Here is a 16169-nt window from a genome sequence, read left to right on the forward strand (position 1 = left end):
ATTACTCCATCCGCGAACGGAACAGCGCCGATGCCGCCCATAGCGACACGGCCGCCTGCACCGCCAGCGGCCAGGTGTTGGAAAGGATATCGGATGCCGGCATGGCCTTCAGGAACGTGCCTTCGGACACGACGAGGAACCACGTCGGCGGATTGAACCAGGTGATCGCCTGAAGCCAGCCGGGCATGTTGTCGACCGGACTGGCATAGCCCGACAGGATGATCATCGGCACGGTCAGCGCGAACATGCCCAGAAACGCCTGCTGCTGCGTGGCCGAGACGACCGAGATCAGCATCCCGATGCCGGTCAGCGCCAGCAGGTAGAAGAACAGCGACAGGTAGAACAACGGCACCGATCCGGTCAGCGGAACGCCGAAGACCAGCGGGGTCAGGATCACGAACATCGTTACGTTGAACAGGCCGACGACGATGGGCGGAAACATCTTGCCGATCAGGATCTCGTGCGTCCGCAAGGGCGAGACGAGCAACTGGTCAAGCGTCCCCAGCTCGCGTTCGCGCGCCACAGATTGCGAGACGACCGCAATTGAGGACACCGCCGCGATGATCGCGATAAGCGCGGGCATGACGAACCAGATGTAGTCGAGGTTCGGGTTGAACCAGTGCCGCACCGCCGTGCCCGATCCGCGCCCCTCCAGCCGCGCCGCGATGGCCGACCCGCGCGGCGTTTCCGCCGACACGTCGCCAACAATGCGCTGCATGTAGCTCGACACGATCTGCGAGGCGTTGGAGCGCCGCCCGTCATAGACCGCGCCGACCGAAGCCGGACGGCCCGCCGCGACATCGGCGGAAAATTCGGGGCCGAAACGCAGGACCGCGATGACGTCCTGCCGGTCTATCGCGGTTTCCAGCGCCGCGTCCGAGCGCAGCACGCGGACTTCGCGCACATTGGGGCTGCCTTCAATCCGCTCCACGATTTCGCGGCTCCACTGCCCGCCATCAAGGTCGAGCACGCCGACGCGAATATTGGTGACTTCCATCGTCGAAGCGAAAGAGAACAGGAAGAACTGGATCAGCGGCGGGGTAACGAGGATCAGCCGCGCCCGCGGATCGCGCAGGACCGCCAGCATTTCCTTGACGAAAATGGCGCGCAGGCGCGGGCCGATCCACTTGGGCCACCCGAAGCTCATGCGATCCTCCGCCGCGTGAAACGCACGCAAAGGCCGAACAGCACCGCGCCGAAGCCCAGCAGGATCGCCATGTCGGGCAGGAACAGGCCCCAGTCGTCGCCCGCGATGAAAACGGTCTGGATCTGCGGGATGAGATATCGTGCAGGCACGATGTAGGTCAGCGCCTGAATAGGTTTTGGCATCGAGGCGATCTCGAACACGAAGCCCGACAGCAGCATCGTTGGCAGGAAAGCGGTGAGCAACGCGACCTGGCTCGCCACGAACTGGTTCTTCAGTGCCGAGGAGATCAGCAAGCCCTGACCGAGCGCGGGGACGAGATAGACCGACGCGATCAGGAACAGCGCGAAGACCGACCCGCGAAACGGCACGCCGAAAACGAAGATGGCAAGCAGGGTGCACAGCGTCATCGAGACGATGCCGAGCGCGAAATAGGGGACGATCTTGGTCAGCAGGAATTCGCCCATGCCGATCGGCGTCGCCATCAGCGCCTCCAGCGTTCCGCGCTCCCATTCGCGCGCGACGACAAGCGCGGTGAGCAGCGATCCGATCATCGTCATGACCAGCGCGATCGAACCGGGGACAAGGAAGTTGCGGCTGGCGAGTTCGGGATTGAACCAGAAGCGCGAGAGCAGGTCGATCGGCGGCTCTGCGGCCACGCCGCTGTCGCTTGCCCTCTGCGCCGCCCATGTCGCGCGCACGCCTTCGGCCTGCCCTGCGACGAAGCTGGCGGTGTTGGGCAGCGAGCCGTCGGTGATGACCCGCACCTCGCCGCCGCCAGCGGCCACGTCGCGGCCGAAGTCCTGCGGGATGACGATGATCGCGCGGATGTCGTCGGAGACGAGCGATGCCTCCAGCCTTTGCAGCGGGCCGGTTTCCACCACGTCGAAATAGCGCGACGAGGCATAGGCCCCGGCGAGCGAGCTTGCCGCGCCGCTGTCGTCCTCCACCGCCATGCCGACCCGCGTGCTGGTCGCGTCGAGGTTCACGCCGTAGCCCATCAGGAACAGCAGCATGACCGGCAGCAGGAAGGCGATCAGGAACGTCGAGGGATCGCGCAGGATCTGGCGCGTTTCCTTGCCCATCATCGCGGTAAAGCGGGCAAGGCGCGGGTGGCTGGCGGGATCGATCATGCCGCCTCCATCTCCTCGCGCCGCGCGTCCGACTGTTCGATCAGGGTGATGAAGGCATCTTCCATCGGCGCATCGCCGGTGCCTGCGGCTTCTTTCAGGTGATCGGGGCTGCCGGTGGCGATCTGTTCGCCGCGATAGATCAGCGCGATTGCGTCGCAGTATTCGGCCTCATCCATGAAGTGCGTCGTGACGAGGACCGAGACGCCGCGTTCGACAAGCCCGTTGATGTGGCTCCAGAACTCGCGCCGCACGATCGGGTCGACGCCCGAAGTCGGTTCGTCGAGGAACAGGACCGGCGGGCGGTGCAAGACTGCGCAGGCAAGAGCCAGACGCTGCTTGTAACCCAGCGGCAGAACGCCGGAATCGCTGGCGAGATAGGGGCCGAGGTGGAAAGTCTCGATCGCGCTCTCCACTGCCTCGCGCGCGGCGGAATTTTCCAGCCCGTAGGCGCCCGCGAAGAAGGCGAGGTTCTGCCGCACCGAAAGATCGGCGTAGAGCGAGAACTTCTGCGCCATGTAGCCCAGCGACTGCCGCGCATCGGCGCGCGCGGTGCGAAGGTCGAAGCCGTTGACGGTGCCGGTCCCTTCGCTGGGTGTCAGCAAGCCGCAGAGCATCTTGAACGTCGTAGATTTACCCGCGCCATTGGGGCCGAGCAGACCGAAGACCTGTCCGCGCCCGACCGAGAACCGGATATCGTTGGCGGCAGTGAAATCACCGAACCGGCGCGTCAGGCCGTGCGCCTCGATCGCGGGCTTGTCACTTGCCGGAACCTCGGGATAGCGCGCGGCCAGAGCCGAAGTGCCGCCGGGCCCGCCGCCGAGCAGGTCGACGAAAGCATCCTCGTACCGCGGGCGGGCGGCTCGCGGCTCTCCCGATGCGTCGATGGCGGATGCGGGCGGGGCGTCGGCTCCGTCCTTCAAGAGGAGGCGGATCGAATCGCCCTGCACCATGCCGTCGATCACGCTGTCCTCGTCCAACGCCTCGCGCAGGACGCGGCGGCGTTCGCTCGCCACCGGATAGCGCACGACGCGGCCCTCCATCTGGCCGGTCAGCTCGTCCGGCTTGCCCGAGGCGAGGATCTGGCCCTCGTTCAGCAGGAAGACAGTATCGCACTTCTCCGCCTCGTCCAGATAGGCGGTGGACCACAGGATGCCGATGCCTTCGCCCGCAAGCTGGCTGACCATCGCCCAAAGCTCGCGCCGCGAGACCGGATCGACGCCCACGCCCGGTTCGTCGAGCAGGAGCAGGCGGGGTTCGCGGATCAATGCGCAGGCAAGCCCCAGCTTCTGCTTCATCCCGCCCGACAGCTTGCCCGCAAGGCGCGACTGGAACCGGTCGAGATCGGTAAAATCGAGCAGGGTCGCGAACCGGTCGGGCCGTTCGTCGTGCGGCAGGGCACGCAAGTCGGCGTAAAGGTCGAGGTTCTCGCGAACCGTCAGATCCTCGTAGAGCCCGAAACGCTGCGGCATATAGCCCAGCGCATTGCGGTCCTGCACCGTCGCGGGTCTGCCGCCCACGGTTGCTTCGCCTGCATCGGGATCGATCAGCCCTGCAAGAATGCGGATCAGCGTCGTCTTGCCGGCCCCGTCGGGACCGACCAGCCCCGTCATCTCGCCCGGCGCGATGGCGATCGCGACGTCGTCGAGCGCAGGATGGTCCAGCCCGTCGAAGCGCTTTGTCAGACCTTGTGCAAGAGCGACAGGCTCGGCCACGTCAGTCGGCGGCCGGACGTGCTGCGGGAATGGCGACGGTGACCGGCTGGCCCTGTCGCAAACCGTCGTCGGGATCGGAGACGAGGATGCGGACGCGATAGACGAGGTCCGCGCGCAAGTCCTCTGTCTGGACGGTCTTTGGCGTGAACTCGGCCTTGGGCGCGATTTGGGCGATCTTGGCCTTGTATTCCTTCGCATTGCCGCTGGCCGTGACGATGGCGTCCATGCCGGGGGAAATGCGCGACAGATCCTCTGCCCCGACATAGGCGCGGATGCGCATGGGGCGGTCGATGGTGAGCGTCAGGACGGTTTCGCCCGGACCGACGATGGCACCCGGTTCGCGGGCGCGGGTCAGGACGCGGCCTGCATTGGGTGCGCGCAGGATGCCGTCTTCAAGGTCGGTGCGCGCGGCATCGCGGTGGGCGCGGGCGGCATCGACCTGGGCTGCGGCAGCCTGTTTGTCCTCTACCCGAGCGCCTTCGCGGGCGATCGAGAGTGCGGCGGACGCGGCGCGGGCGTCGGCCTGTGCGCTTTCATACTGCGCCTTGGTCGCCTCGAAGACCTGGCGGCTGACCGCGCCGGTTTCGACCAGCGCGGCGCGGCGTTCGTAATCTTCCCGCGCGGTGGCAAGCGCGGCCTGCGCCTGATTGAGTCGCGCCTGTGCCTGCGCGATTTCCTGCGGGCGGCTTCCGGCGCGGGCCTTGGCGAGTTCGGCGCGGGCGACGCCCCACTGCGCGTCGGCAGCGGCAAGGGCATCGCGCATCGGCGCCATGTCGAGCCGCGCGATGGCCTGACCCGCCTCGACCGCCTGTCCTTCTTCGGGCGCGATCGCCTCGATCCGGCCGCCGGTGCGGAAGGCCAGATCGACCTGCCGCACGTCGACATTGCCGTAGAGAGTGAGGCCGGTCTCGCTGCCTGCGAAAAGGCCGAAGCCGCGCGTGGCGAACAGGACCACGCCGAGCACGACGATGACCGCCGCGATGATGATGTTGCGACGGTTCACGCGTGTTCTCCCGAACTCAGGCTGTGCAGGATGGCGGAAAGGTGGACGCGGGCCGCGCCGACCAGCTGGCGTTTCTGCTCCGCGCCGATCTCCTCCCACTCGCTGAAGCGCAGGGCAGTGGCGCGGCATGTGCGGAACATCAGGATCTGGCCCATCAGCATGATCGCCAGCACGCGGGCGCGCTCAGGCTCGATCGCAGGGTTGGCGGCTGCTGCCAGAAGGCCGGCAATGCTGGTCAGCAGCGGGTGCATGACGCCGCTGTAAAGGATGTCGAACGCCTCGGTAGGGGCGGCCTGTTCGCGCAGCATGAACATCGCCACAGTGTCGAGCCGGGGGTCGGTAACGATTGCGACACCCGCTTCGAGCAGCGGGACGAGGGCGGTTTCGATCTCTTGACGCGTCGCTGACAGGGCATCGAGCGCGTCGATACCTTCCAGAACCGGCTGGATACGCTCGCCCAGAATTTCGGAGATATGCCGCGCGCAGGCGAGGTAGAGGCCCTGCTTGCCGCCGAAGTGGTAGGTAATCGCCGACATCGGCTTGTCGCAGGCCGATGCGATGGCGCGGGTGCTGGCCCCTTCAAAACCGGACCGTCCGAACAGGTCGATCGCGGCATTCAGAAGATCGGCATTGGGGGCTTCACGAATCTCGTTCATTCGAACGAATTACTCTTTACCTCCCGTTCAGGCAAGGGCAATGTCGCAGGCACGCCGCGCACACGGAAACGGCCGGGGCACGAATGCCCCGGCCGCCCTTCCTCGTCCCAAGGAAGCTCGAAAGCTTACCAGGAGGCCTGGAAACCAGCGCGCGCGCCGACCTCGCCGCTATCGAAGCCGATACCCATCCCTGCGGAGAACGCGGTATTGGTCCCGACCCTGGCTGCGAAAGAGGCGGAGCCGGCGACACGCTCCTGGAAGTAACCGAACCCGCCCGACACGCCGAAGCTGGTGCCCGGCATCAGGACCGGCGATTCCATCGCCAGCGCCATGGCCACGCCTTCCTGCGCCTTGCGGACCTCGCGGCGGTTCTGATCGGCAAGATCGAACAGCATCGAGGTTTGGCCCTGCAGGTCCATGATCGCTGCCGAGTTCGAGCTGATCGAGGCCGAGTTCGCCGCGATCGACGCGGTGTTCATGGCGATCAGCGTCGAGTTGGCCTGCACGTCGTTGTAGCTGGCCAGCCCGTTGAGGCCCGACGTGGTGCTGAGCCCCAGCGTGCCGTTGGCGTCGGCGGTCACGACCGCGATCGGGCCCATCTGCGATGCCGTGCTGGCGTCGAGCGAGGCGATCACGACCTGTCCGTCATTGGTGGCCGTGGCCCCGTTGCCGATGGCGACCGAGTTGGTGCCCGAGGCGACCGCCTGGTTGCCCAGCGCGACCGAGGTATCACCAGAGGCGACAGCCGCCTCGCCGACGGAGACGGATCGGACTCCCGACGCCGTGGCGAGGTGGCCCAGCGCGGTTGCCCGTTCGGCCGAAGCAGAGGACTTCCAGCCATAGGCAGTCGCGCCGGGGCCCATGGCCTGGGCCTGCCCGCCGACGGCGGTGGTCGACGGACCGGTGGCGATTGTCTGAAGGCCCGTGTCCCCATCGCGATTGCCGCCGATAGCGATCGAGTCCCCACCCTCAGCATAGGCGGTGTTACCGATCGCGATGGAGTTTGTGCCCGAAGCCACCGAGTCCTCGCCGCCGGCGAAGCTCTGGTCACCCGAAGCCGTAGACTGGTGGCCCACGGCGGTTGCCATCATGCCCGTCGCTTCGGCCTGCCAGCCGAATGCGGACGAACCCGGGTTCATGGCAACGCTTTCCCCGCCGATGGCCGTGGTCGAATTGCCCATGGCCATGGCGCTGTCACCTACCGCCAGCGCATCGATGCCGTTGGCGATCGATTCGTTGCCGATGGCGGTAGCAAAATCGGTCTGCGCATCTGCGTTCTCGCCTACGGCGACCGAACGAACGCCCGTCGCGGTGGCGAGATGGCCCAGCGCAGTCGCACGCTCTGCCGTGGCCTGGGCGCGCCAGCCGAAGGCGGTTGCGCCCGGCCCCATGGCCTGCGCCTGACCGCCGACGACGGTGGTCGAAGGGCCGCTGGCGATGGTCATCATGCCATCTGCGCCGTCGCGGTTGCCGCCGATGGCGATCGCATCGCCGCCGTCCGCAGTCGCGGTATTGCCGATGGCGATGGAGTTGGAGCCCGACGCGACCGAATCTTCGCCGCCCGCAAAGCTCTGGTCACCCGACGCGACGGCCTGATGCCCGACGGCGGTCGCCATCATGCCGGTCGCCTCGGCTTGCCAGCCGAATGCGGAAGACCCCGGATTCATGGCAACGGATTCACCGCCGATGGCCGTGGTCGAATTGCCCATAGCCATGGCCGTGTCGCCAACTGCCAGTGCATCGATGCCGTTGGCGATGGATTCGTTGCCGATGGCCGTGGTGAAATCGGTCTGCGCATCGGCATTCTCACCCACGGCGAGCGAGCGTTCGCCCGTCGCGGTGGCAAGGTGGCCAAGCGCCGTCGCGCGGGTTCCGGTGGCCTGCGACTGCCAGCCGATCGCGGTCGCGCCCGGCATCGTCGCATCGGATTCCCCGCCAACGGCGACGGTCGAGGGGGCCGTCGCCGTGGCGGGGTCGGTGCCGGCATTGTCGCCACCGATGGCGACAGCGTCCGTGCCGGTCGCCGATGCTCCGTTGCCGACAGCGGTCGCGCCGGCAGCGGTACCGGTGCTGGCGTCAGTGCCGCACTCGGTGGATTCGGTTAGCGGGTCGTCGTTCTGGTCATTGCACTGTGGGGTGTCGTCGGCATGCGCAGCAGCCGCAAGGCCGAGAGTAGCGGTCGAGGCCATGAGGGCCATCGCAATCCGTGTCGTATGGGTATTCATGTCGGTTTCCTTCCTGCTTGGACGAGAAACCGCAGACGGCATCGTGCGCGAGCGAGGCGGGAAACAGACGCATCACAATTCTTACAGCCATGTCATTCCCCCGTATTCCTCGCGCCCGATTGTCGCCGGCCGCGGGACGCCCGTTTCCGGGCGACGCGGGCAGTTACGAAGGCAGGGGGCGATCGGATGCACGGCGGACGCGAAAAAATCGCTTTCCACCCGAAAAATCTGGATTCAGGACTGTTTTACAGGGGCTTGGCAGACGAAAAAATTATACGGCGTCCAGCGGTCCGGCGACGATGATCGGCAAAGTCGGGGCCTCATGCGGCGCACCAATGCTGCTTTCATACGTCACCGCGATCAGCGCACCGGCTTGCAGCAGACCAGCCTCGTCGCCGGTCAGTTCACGCTCGAACCGGCCATCCTCGGGGATCAGACCCAGTGAGACCGGAGCGCCGCCATCGGGGATCACCCAAAGTTCGGGCGACTGGCCTTCTGCCGGCGTTAGGCCTGCGGCCGTCAGCGTCAGGCGGCGGCCATCCGGATCAATCAGGCTGGCAAGGCGAATGGCGGCATCTTCGGAGGCGAGCTGCGCGACGAGTTGGCCCTCACTCGATGCGACCTGCGTTTCGGTCGGCACCGGAACAGGCACAGTGGTTGGCGTTGCGACGGATAGCGCGATGGCCGCCGCCGCCGCGCCAAGCCCTGCGAGCGCGAGCCCGATGCTCCACGGAGCAGGGCCGCGTTTGATCGGGACGACGTTGTTGCCGGTATCCTCGGCGCCTTCGAGGCGTGCGCTGATCGCAGGCCAGACGGCTTCGGTCGGCTGGACGGGCGCGACTTCCTCGGCCCATGTGCCGATGCGGTCTTCCCACCACTGGACCTCGCGCACGAATTCCGGGTCGGACAGCAGGCGGCGGCGCGCTTCGGCCAGTTCCTCGCCTTCCAGCACGCGCAGGGCATATTCCCCTGCCAGCATGGGTTCTTCGGGAGTGTCAGCCACCCAAGCACCCCTTCAGGCTTTCCAGCCCGCGCCGGATCCAGCTTTTCATCGTGCCCAGCGGCACGCCGATGCGTTCGGCAAGTTCGGAATGGGTCAGCCCGTCGAAGAACGCCATGCGGATTGAGCGGCGGTGATTGCCCTGCAGTCCCTCAAGGCAGTCCTGCACGCGGGCAGCATCTTCCTTGTCGCAGAGCATCTCGTCGGCCAGCGCGCAGCCGTCCGCGATCTCCGGCAGGTCGTCGTCCGCCACTTCGGTTTTGCGGCCCGCGCTGCGTTTCGCGTCGATCGCGGTATTGCGGGCGATGGCGCACAGCCAGGTGATCGGGCTCGCCCTGTCGGGGTTGAAGCGTCCGGCGCGGCGCCAGACTTTCAGGTAGACGTCCTGCAGCACGTCCTCTGCCGCCTCGCGGTCCCGCTCGATACGGATGATCACGCCCAGCAGCTTTGCCGATGTCATGGAATAGACGGTTTCGAGAGCGACACGGTCCCCGCGCCCGACAAGGCTTAGCGCCCTGACCAGTTCCTGCCGCTTTTCCTGCGGTCCGGAAGTGCTCGCAGTATTCATCTCCGAATCGGAAGGTAACCCAGATGGCTTAACAAGACGATAGCCTGCCGCGCACGGTCCAGATCGAATTGACGAAGCGCTTCCGATCTCTCCCGATCAAGCGCCATTCCTGCCGGGGCAGCTCTTGCCGAGCTGTCCCGGTCTTTATCCTCGAAGCTTCAGCCGCGAAGCGAGAAGGTGGCGGCCATGAGGTCCAGCGACCAGTCCGCCAGTTCACGTATATCGCCGACTTCCATGCCTGCCGCGCGGCGAACGTCATGTTCACACAGAAGCGACAGGAAGCCCGTTGTCATCATCAGCGTACGGGCATCGGCCTTGCCAGTTTCATGCCCCTCTAACCGGCGACGCACTTCGGCAAGGATATGCGGTATCACGAATTCGTCCGAAGTCTCGTCCTCGGCCGGGTGCGGGACTGCGTGGCGGCCGAAGCGCGTAAGGTACGTGAGCAGCAGGCGGGCATAGCAGTGGTCGCCTGCCTCGTTCGTGAGATCGAGATAAGGTTCGTAGACAAGGCCCAGCAGGTCGCGATCGGCGATCGCGTCAAGCGAACCAAGTTGTTCAAGCCGCGCCCTTCTGGTCACTTCCATCTCGCGGACGCGCTGATCGAAGATTGCGCGCAGCAAACCGTCGCGTCCGCCGAAATGGTACTGCACCGCGGCCACGTTCGACTGGCCCGCTGCCGATGCGATGGAGCGTAGCGAAACCTCGTTGATGCCTTCGCGGGCGAACAGCTCTTCGGCGACGAGGATCATCTTCAGACGCGATCGCGCGCCGCGTTCGTTCTCGCCGCTGGTCTGTGTCGTCATGCTGGCCATCGATCCCGCTTTAGTCCGCGTGGCCCGGCAATGTAAGTAGGGGGCAAGCAGGCAAACCTGCACCTTGTTATAGCTCGGCCCCGGGCCGCTTGACCGCTGGCCTTTTGCCAGTTCTAATGCATACGTTTTAAAAATAGAAAAACATCGGAGTGAGGTATGCGAGCGAAAGCCTGGCCGTGGCTGGCCATCGGGACGACGGCGATCGTATCGTCGGCATTCGGATTCCTGGCACCTCAAGGCGAAGCGGCCCTGACGGACAGCGAAAGTGCTGCGGTCGCCACGACCGACGGGCAAGCGGTGAACAGGCCCTATTCGCCGCCGCTACGCAAACCGGCAGAGAACAACCTATACTTCGGCGATCTGCACCTTCACACAAGCTACTCGCCCGACGCCTTCCTGAACGGCACGCGGTCGGTCACACCGGACGAGGCCTATCGCTTTGCCATGGGGCAGGGAGTCGGGGCCGACAACGGCGTTCCGGCCAAGCTGCGCCGCCCGCTCGATTTCATCGCGATTACCGATCACGCCGAATATCTCGGCGTCTTCCCGCGCTTGCTGAACGAGGACGAGGAACTGACTCGTTGGCCGCTTGGCCTCGAATGGCTGGGCTATCTCCAGCGTAACGAGCGCGCCAAGATCGGCGTGGCCTTTGCAGATGCCATCCAGTCAACCGACAGCGCCTTGCGCACCCCCGATGCCGTGAACCGCAGTGTCTGGGGCGAGGTTGCCGACAACGCCGACCGCTATAACCGGCCAGGCCAGTTCACTGCGCTCGTCGGGTACGAATGGACTTCGATGATCAACGGCGACAACCTGCACCGCGTCGTGCTGTTCCGCGGCGACGGGACCGAGGCGAAGAAGGTCCTGCCCTATACCGCACAGGATTCGACCGACCCCGAAGACCTCTGGAACGCGTTGGAGCAGTACGAGAAAGCGGGCGTTCGCACTTTGGCCATCGCGCATAACGGCAACGTGTCGAACGGGCGCATGTTTGCCCCCGTCACGATCAGCGGCCAGCCCTTGAACGCCGCTTATGCCCGCAAGCGCAGCCGGTGGGAGCCGGTCTACGAAGTCACGCAGGTCAAGGGTGACGGTGAAGCCCACCCCGCTCTTTCACCCGATGACGAGTTCGCGGATTTCGAAACCTGGGATCAGGGCAACATTACGCTTTCGCAGCCCAAGACCAAGGACATGCTGCCTTACGAATATGCGCGCTCTGCGCTGAAGGAAGGCCTGCGCCACGAACGCAAGCTGGGAGCGAACCCGTTCGAATTCGGCATGATCGGTAGCACCGACCAGCATACCGGACTGTCCACCGCGAACGAGGATAACTTCTTCGGCAAGTTTCCTGAATCTGAACCGTCCGACCACCGTTGGCGCGAAAAAATGTCAGCCGTGCTGCAGCAAAGCTGGGAACTGACCGCATCGGGCCTAGCCGCCGTATGGGCGCCCGAAAACACGCGCGAGGCGATCTTCGATGCGCTGAAACGGCGCGAGACTTACGGCACGACGGGATCGCGGATCCGGTTGCGGTTCTTCGGCGGCTACGGCTTTGCCAAGGGCGATATCAACCGGCCTGACTATGCCCGCGTCGGCTATCGCCATGGCGTGCCGATGGGCGGCGATCTGGGCCGGGCCACCAACGATGGCGCCCCGTCGTTCATGGTCCATGCGGTCCGCGATCCCGATGGGCCGAACCTCGACCGGGTTCAGGTCGTGAAGGGCTGGCTCGATGCCAAGGGCAAAACCCACGAAAAGGTCTATGACGTCGCGCTGTCCGATGGCCGCAAGGTCGGCCCCGATGGCAAGGCGCCGCCGGTGGGCAGCACGGTCGATGTTGCCAAGGCTACTTACGACAATTCGATCGGCGAACCGGAACTGGCGGCATGGTGGCGCGACCCCGATTTCGATGCCGGCCAGCCCGCGTTCTACTATGTCCGCGTGATCGAGATCCCGCGCCCGCGCTGGACGACATACGACATGGCCTATTTCGGTATCGAGATGCCCGCCGAAGTCCCCCGCACCGTGCAGGATCGCGCCTATAGCTCGCCGATCTGGTACCACCCGTGACGCGCCGCCGGATCGATCCGCTCTGGTGGTTCCTCGGCGCGGGGACGGCGATCTTTGTGCTGGCCGCGTTCATCGATCCAGATGGTGCGGACGATGCCTCTGTCATTCGCGTCGACCGGCCCGTTCTGGAGGCATACCTTGCCTCTGGCGGAGGTAACGGTCTGTCCGAAACGCTGTCATCCGGTCCGCTGAAGTTGGACGACATGTCTGCTGAAACGCGCGAGGCACTGGTCGCGCGGTATATCGAGGAAGAGGCCCTGTTCCGCGAGGCGCAGTCATGGGGTCTCGATCAGGATGACCCTGCCATCCGGCGCCGGTTGGGGCAGTCGATGCGCTTTGCCCTGCGCCCTGATGCCGTGACCGATCCGGGCGATGCGGAACTGCGCAAGTACTTCGAGGCTAACAAAGCCGACTATGCGGAGAGCGATCTCGTCACCTTCGAACACGTCTTCTTCGATGCTGCGCGTGGCGGGGCCGAAAACGCGGCGCAGAGGGCCAGTGCCTTCAAGCCCGGCAACGACTGGCAGGCCGCAGGCGACCGGTTCGCCTATCAGCGCACTTATGTCGGCGTACGGGCCGAACAAGTCTCCGCCCAACTTGGCGAGGGTTTCGCAGAACAGGTCTTCGCGCTCGAACCCACACCGGCATGGCAGGGTCCGATCCAGTCTGACCTTGGCGCGCACCTTGTACGGGTCGTGCGGCATGACAAGTCTGGCGAACCGGAGTTCGCCGATTTGCGTCCGGTAGTGTTGGACGACTGGCTGCGCGAACGGCAATCGAGCGATCTTGAAAAGCGGGTCGATGCCATTGTCTCATCCTACGATTCCCAAATCGATCCGGCCCTGACGCAGTGATGCGGCTACTCATCGCCCTGCTGCTTGCGTTCGGAGTGGTCGACCCCGCTGCCGCGCACGAAAGCCTGCCGGTCATTGTCGAACTGACCCAGCAGGACGCGACCCGCTATTCGGTGGTGACCCGCGCACCGGGCAATTTGCGCCGGCAGGATATGCCGTCCGTCTCGCTTGTCGGGTCGTGCGAGGAACTTACCCCTTCGGGCCGTGCGCGGCAGTTCGATTGCGCGCAGCGCCCGACCGAACTCGCCATCGGCAAGTCCACGGCCGCAAGCGCACCCGCCGTCCTGCTGAAAGCCAGCTTCGCCAACGGCGAACGCCTAAGCGCCACGGCCCCGCCGGGCAGCCGCAGCCTGCTCCTCCCGCGTGAGGAAACGGCGAGCAGCGTGTTGTTCGGATACGTCAATATCGGCGTGGTCCATATCCTTACCGGGTTCGACCACTTGCTGTTCCTCGCCTGTCTCGTCCTCATCGCGCGGACGTGGCGGCGCACGGCGATCACGGTAACCGGCTTTACCATCGGCCACGCGGTCACGATCACGCTGGCGACGCTAGGTCTCGTGCGCGTCAATTCCGGCGCGGTCGAAGCGATCATCGCGCTGTCCATCGTATTCCTGGCCGCCGAACTGGTGCGAGGGGATCGCAGCGGACTGGTGTTCCGCAAGCCCGCCATCATCGCCACGGCCTTCGGCCTGCTGCACGGGCTGGGCTTTGCCGGCGCGCTGATGGGGATCGGCACGGCGCAGACGCAGCCTGTCCTCTCGCTCGTCGGATTCAATCTCGGCGTTGAGGCGGGGCAGCTGGCCTTCGTGGCGGCGGCGATGCTGCTCGGTCAGGCGCTCGTCCGTCTGCGCGAACGGATCGCAGCGCCGAAAACCGGCGAATACGCGATGCTCGCGTTTCTTAGCCTCGTCGGCACGGTCGGCGGTTACTGGTTCGTCGAACGCAGCGTCGGCATCGTCCTGGATGGCAGCCGCATATCCTGAGGCCTGGTGCTAGCCTCAGTTGTAGCTGGCGTAGACCCGCTGTCCGAAATCACCGAAGGCAATGACCTGATAGGGCTGCGTCTGGCCGCCCATTTCCATGCCGGGCGAACCGATCGGCATTCGGGCCACGGCCAGCCCCTTCACGTCGGCAGGCTTTTCGCGCAGCAGCCGTTCGACTTCGGCAGCGGGCACATGGCCTTCGATGACGTAGCCTTCGACTTTCATCGTGTGGCACGAAACCAGATCGGCCGGCACGCCGAGCGCGGCCTTAACTTCCGGCATCGGTACGTCTTCGCGCATCACGACTTCGGCCTCCATGTCGGCGCGAATGTGCTCGGCCCACTTGTGGCAGCACCCGCAATTGGGATCGCGATACATGACATAAGGCGCCGCCTGCGCGGCCACGGTGCAAGCCGAGAGGACGAAAGCCGCGGCGATCGTCGCCATGCGGGTCAACTTTGCGGTCTTCATGCAGTCACTTTCGTATCGGGGTGCTAACAGGTGCTGACCTACTGTCTAGCGCCGGCTTCCCAGCCGCTCAACGTCGATGGCTCTGAAAAGAAAGTGGCGGAGACGGAGTCCGACCTATATCTGAAATAACGATTTGATATCAGATCGATATGGATATTTCACAGTTCAGCAGACCCACACTCAGACCCACACTTTTGAGTGGATGCAAGCGGACATCCTGAGATCGTGGGGGCTGGCTATTAGCTGCGTCACATGTCGCTTGATGTTAGTTACCAACCATAGCGCGAAGGGTAAAATCCCTTATCATCGTCTGGTCCAAACACATGTTCAGCCTCGAACAAGACCTCGAAACCTTCGACACTTGAAGCGCGCTCGGCTCGCTCGACAATTGCATTGAGCCAGTCAAGAAACTCGGCGGAACGCGGCGAGGACGTGGCTTTGAGTTCCTCAGTTAGTTGGCTGGCTAGACGGCGCAGCCGATCGCGTTTCTCAACCCGCTCGAATACGAGTTCAAGCACCTTGAGGCGCCGGTCTTTGATATAGGCTAGCCGTCGAGCCTCGTTGCGCCGACGTGCCTCTTCTTCCGCACGGATTCGGTCTTCTTCGGCCCTTCTGTCATCCTCGCGCTTGGCAGCGGCCAGAACGGCAAGACCAACGGCGATATCGTTCGCCATGTTTTCCACGCGCTGGATCTTGGCATCCTTGAAGGAGCGGCGAAGAGCTGACGAATATCGCAGATAGAGATCGAACTCGAACGATACTTTGCCGGTCGGTGCATAATCCCATTCTGGCCAATGGCTTAATAAGGAAAAGCTCGGGGCGTAATCCCAATCGTTCCGTGCCCAGCGCCGCTCCCGCCGTTTTCGTTCCTTCTCTTCCTTCGCCAATTCCTCGGGCGTGGGCTCGTGCTGCGATCGCTTAACTGCTTCCTTTAAATTGAAGGGGACAATCACGCTTCCGTCCGTGAATGCGGAGCGTTCAGCCTTGCCGCTGAGTTCAAAGCCTTGAACCCGTGCGGCCATGACTATTCGGTTGAGCGATAGCTCGATCCGATCGATTGAAGCCGGCGCGATCTCCACGTCGATCAAGCCGGACTTAGCGAGCCTCACCAATCCCCGTTCGTCGGGCTTTGCCTTGCGCAACTTGGCCATCGATCGCGTTACGATGGAATGTTCCTGATCGACCTTTTTGGGATCGAATGCCGAGGCCCGAACGCGGGCCTCTTCGCGGATTTGTGCGACGGAATCGGGTTCGTTGCGTAGCTCTCCGCCAGCGATGTTGATCGTGTCGGAAATGCCCGGCTTCAGCTTGGGTAGCGGTGTTCGTTTGACCTTCTGGCCCGCTGCATGTTTTGCCCACCATCCCAGCGGAGGGTTGGGCACATCGTGCTTGCGGCAAATCTTGTGCAAGGCGACGTCAGAAAGACCGAATTCCTTTGCCAAGTGCGTCATCGGCTTGGACCAGACTAGCTCATAGAACTCGGAGCGGGTGAACTGACGTGCCATGAGCTAACTTCGCCTGATTGCGTCCAAACG

14 protein-coding genes are annotated in these 16169 nt (G+C 64.5%); 3 read left to right on the forward strand and 11 right to left on the reverse strand.

The features are described 5' to 3' along the window. Position 1: 1 nt before the first annotated feature. From KIH45_RS15840 to KIH45_RS15880, 9 genes are all read right to left on the reverse strand, one after another. Entirely contained in the window at positions 2-1147 is a 1146-nt protein-coding gene (locus KIH45_RS15840; protein ID WP_213176981.1) for an ABC transporter permease, read from the reverse strand. After that, positions 1144-2277, reverse strand: a complete 1134-nt coding sequence (locus KIH45_RS15845) for an ABC transporter permease (RefSeq protein ID WP_213176982.1) — start codon at positions 2275-2277, stop codon at positions 1144-1146. Before KIH45_RS15845 ends, KIH45_RS15840 begins: the two co-directional genes overlap by 4 nt. Next, complete coding sequence (locus KIH45_RS15850; protein ID WP_213177008.1) at positions 2274-3989, reverse strand: ATP-binding cassette domain-containing protein; 1716 nt, start codon at positions 3987-3989, stop codon at positions 2274-2276. Before KIH45_RS15850 ends, KIH45_RS15845 begins: the two co-directional genes overlap by 4 nt. Before the next feature lies 1 nt (position 3990). Next, positions 3991-4992, reverse strand: coding sequence for an HlyD family secretion protein (locus tag KIH45_RS15855; RefSeq protein WP_213176983.1), 1002 nt, complete (start codon positions 4990-4992; stop codon positions 3991-3993). Then, positions 4989-5648 (reverse strand): CerR family C-terminal domain-containing protein, encoded by a 660-nt coding sequence (locus KIH45_RS15860; RefSeq protein ID WP_213176984.1) that lies wholly within the window; start codon positions 5646-5648, stop codon positions 4989-4991. Before KIH45_RS15860 ends, KIH45_RS15855 begins: the two co-directional genes overlap by 4 nt. A gap of 125 nt (positions 5649-5773) precedes the next feature. After that, positions 5774-7873, reverse strand: a complete 2100-nt coding sequence (locus KIH45_RS15865) for a hypothetical protein (protein ID WP_213176985.1) — start codon at positions 7871-7873, stop codon at positions 5774-5776. Positions 7874-8144: 271 nt separating this feature from the next. After that, the gene (locus tag KIH45_RS15870; RefSeq protein WP_213176986.1) at positions 8145-8876 is read right to left on the reverse strand and encodes an anti-sigma factor; all 732 of its coding nucleotides are present in this window, start codon (positions 8874-8876) and stop codon (positions 8145-8147) included. Further along, on the reverse strand, positions 8869-9441 hold the full coding sequence (locus KIH45_RS15875) for a sigma-70 family RNA polymerase sigma factor (protein WP_213176987.1): 573 nt from the start codon (positions 9439-9441) through the stop codon (positions 8869-8871). The genes KIH45_RS15870 and KIH45_RS15875 overlap by 8 nt, the downstream gene beginning before the upstream one ends. Positions 9442-9599: 158 nt before the next feature. After that, positions 9600-10247, reverse strand: coding sequence for a TetR/AcrR family transcriptional regulator (locus KIH45_RS15880; RefSeq protein ID WP_213176988.1), 648 nt, complete (start codon positions 10245-10247; stop codon positions 9600-9602). A gap of 165 nt (positions 10248-10412) precedes the next feature. On the opposite strand from KIH45_RS15880, the gene KIH45_RS15885 reads away from it, so the two are divergent. Genes KIH45_RS15885 through KIH45_RS15895 form a run of 3 tightly spaced genes read left to right on the forward strand, consistent with a single transcriptional unit; the run spans position 10413 to position 14163 of the window. Continuing rightward, the gene (locus KIH45_RS15885) at positions 10413-12326 is read left to right on the forward strand and encodes a DUF3604 domain-containing protein (RefSeq protein ID WP_213176989.1); all 1914 of its coding nucleotides are present in this window, start codon (positions 10413-10415) and stop codon (positions 12324-12326) included. Continuing rightward, positions 12323-13180: a peptidyl-prolyl cis-trans isomerase gene (locus KIH45_RS19495; RefSeq protein WP_213176990.1), complete on the forward strand. Its 858-nt coding sequence runs from the start codon at positions 12323-12325 to the stop codon at positions 13178-13180. Before KIH45_RS15885 ends, KIH45_RS19495 begins: the two co-directional genes overlap by 4 nt. After that, positions 13180-14163, forward strand: coding sequence for a HupE/UreJ family protein (locus tag KIH45_RS15895; RefSeq protein ID WP_213176991.1), 984 nt, complete (start codon positions 13180-13182; stop codon positions 14161-14163). Before KIH45_RS19495 ends, KIH45_RS15895 begins: the two co-directional genes overlap by 1 nt. A gap of 15 nt (positions 14164-14178) precedes the next feature. On the opposite strand, the gene KIH45_RS15900 is transcribed toward KIH45_RS15895, so the two are convergent. After that, entirely contained in the window at positions 14179-14634 is a 456-nt protein-coding gene (locus KIH45_RS15900; RefSeq protein ID WP_225899984.1) for a DUF411 domain-containing protein, read from the reverse strand. 269 nt (positions 14635-14903) lie between these two features. Next, positions 14904-16139, reverse strand: coding sequence for a hypothetical protein (locus tag KIH45_RS15905; protein ID WP_213176992.1), 1236 nt, complete (start codon positions 16137-16139; stop codon positions 14904-14906). Positions 16140-16169: the final 30 nt, after the last annotated feature.

Origin of the sequence: Croceicoccus gelatinilyticus (assembly GCF_018398395.1) — a bacterium.
Taxonomy (GTDB): Bacteria; Pseudomonadota; Alphaproteobacteria; order Sphingomonadales; family Sphingomonadaceae; genus Croceicoccus; species Croceicoccus gelatinilyticus.

What these genes read in the sequence shown, in the direction of transcription:
- KIH45_RS15840 (WP_213176981.1), bottom strand. Translation starts at nt 1,147, where the DNA reads ATGAGCTTCGGGTGGCCCAAGTGGATCGGCCCGCGCCTGCGCGCCATT.
- KIH45_RS15845 (WP_213176982.1), bottom strand. Translation starts at nt 2,277, where the DNA reads ATGATCGATCCCGCCAGCCACCCGCGCCTTGCCCGCTTTACCGCGATG.
- KIH45_RS15860 (WP_213176984.1), bottom strand. Translation starts at nt 5,648, where the DNA reads ATGAACGAGATTCGTGAAGCCCCCAATGCCGATCTTCTGAATGCCGCG.
- KIH45_RS15865 (WP_213176985.1), bottom strand. Translation starts at nt 7,873, where the DNA reads ATGAATACCCATACGACACGGATTGCGATGGCCCTCATGGCCTCGACC.
- KIH45_RS15875 (WP_213176987.1), bottom strand. Translation starts at nt 9,441, where the DNA reads ATGAATACTGCGAGCACTTCCGGACCGCAGGAAAAGCGGCAGGAACTG.
- KIH45_RS15880 (WP_213176988.1), bottom strand. Translation starts at nt 10,247, where the DNA reads ATGACGACACAGACCAGCGGCGAGAACGAACGCGGCGCGCGATCGCGT.
- KIH45_RS15885 (WP_213176989.1), top strand. Translation starts at nt 10,413, where the DNA reads ATGCGAGCGAAAGCCTGGCCGTGGCTGGCCATCGGGACGACGGCGATC.
- KIH45_RS15895 (WP_213176991.1), top strand. Translation starts at nt 13,180, where the DNA reads ATGCGGCTACTCATCGCCCTGCTGCTTGCGTTCGGAGTGGTCGACCCC.
- KIH45_RS15900 (WP_225899984.1), bottom strand. Translation starts at nt 14,634, where the DNA reads ATGAAGACCGCAAAGTTGACCCGCATGGCGACGATCGCCGCGGCTTTC.
- KIH45_RS15905 (WP_213176992.1), bottom strand. Translation starts at nt 16,139, where the DNA reads ATGGCACGTCAGTTCACCCGCTCCGAGTTCTATGAGCTAGTCTGGTCC.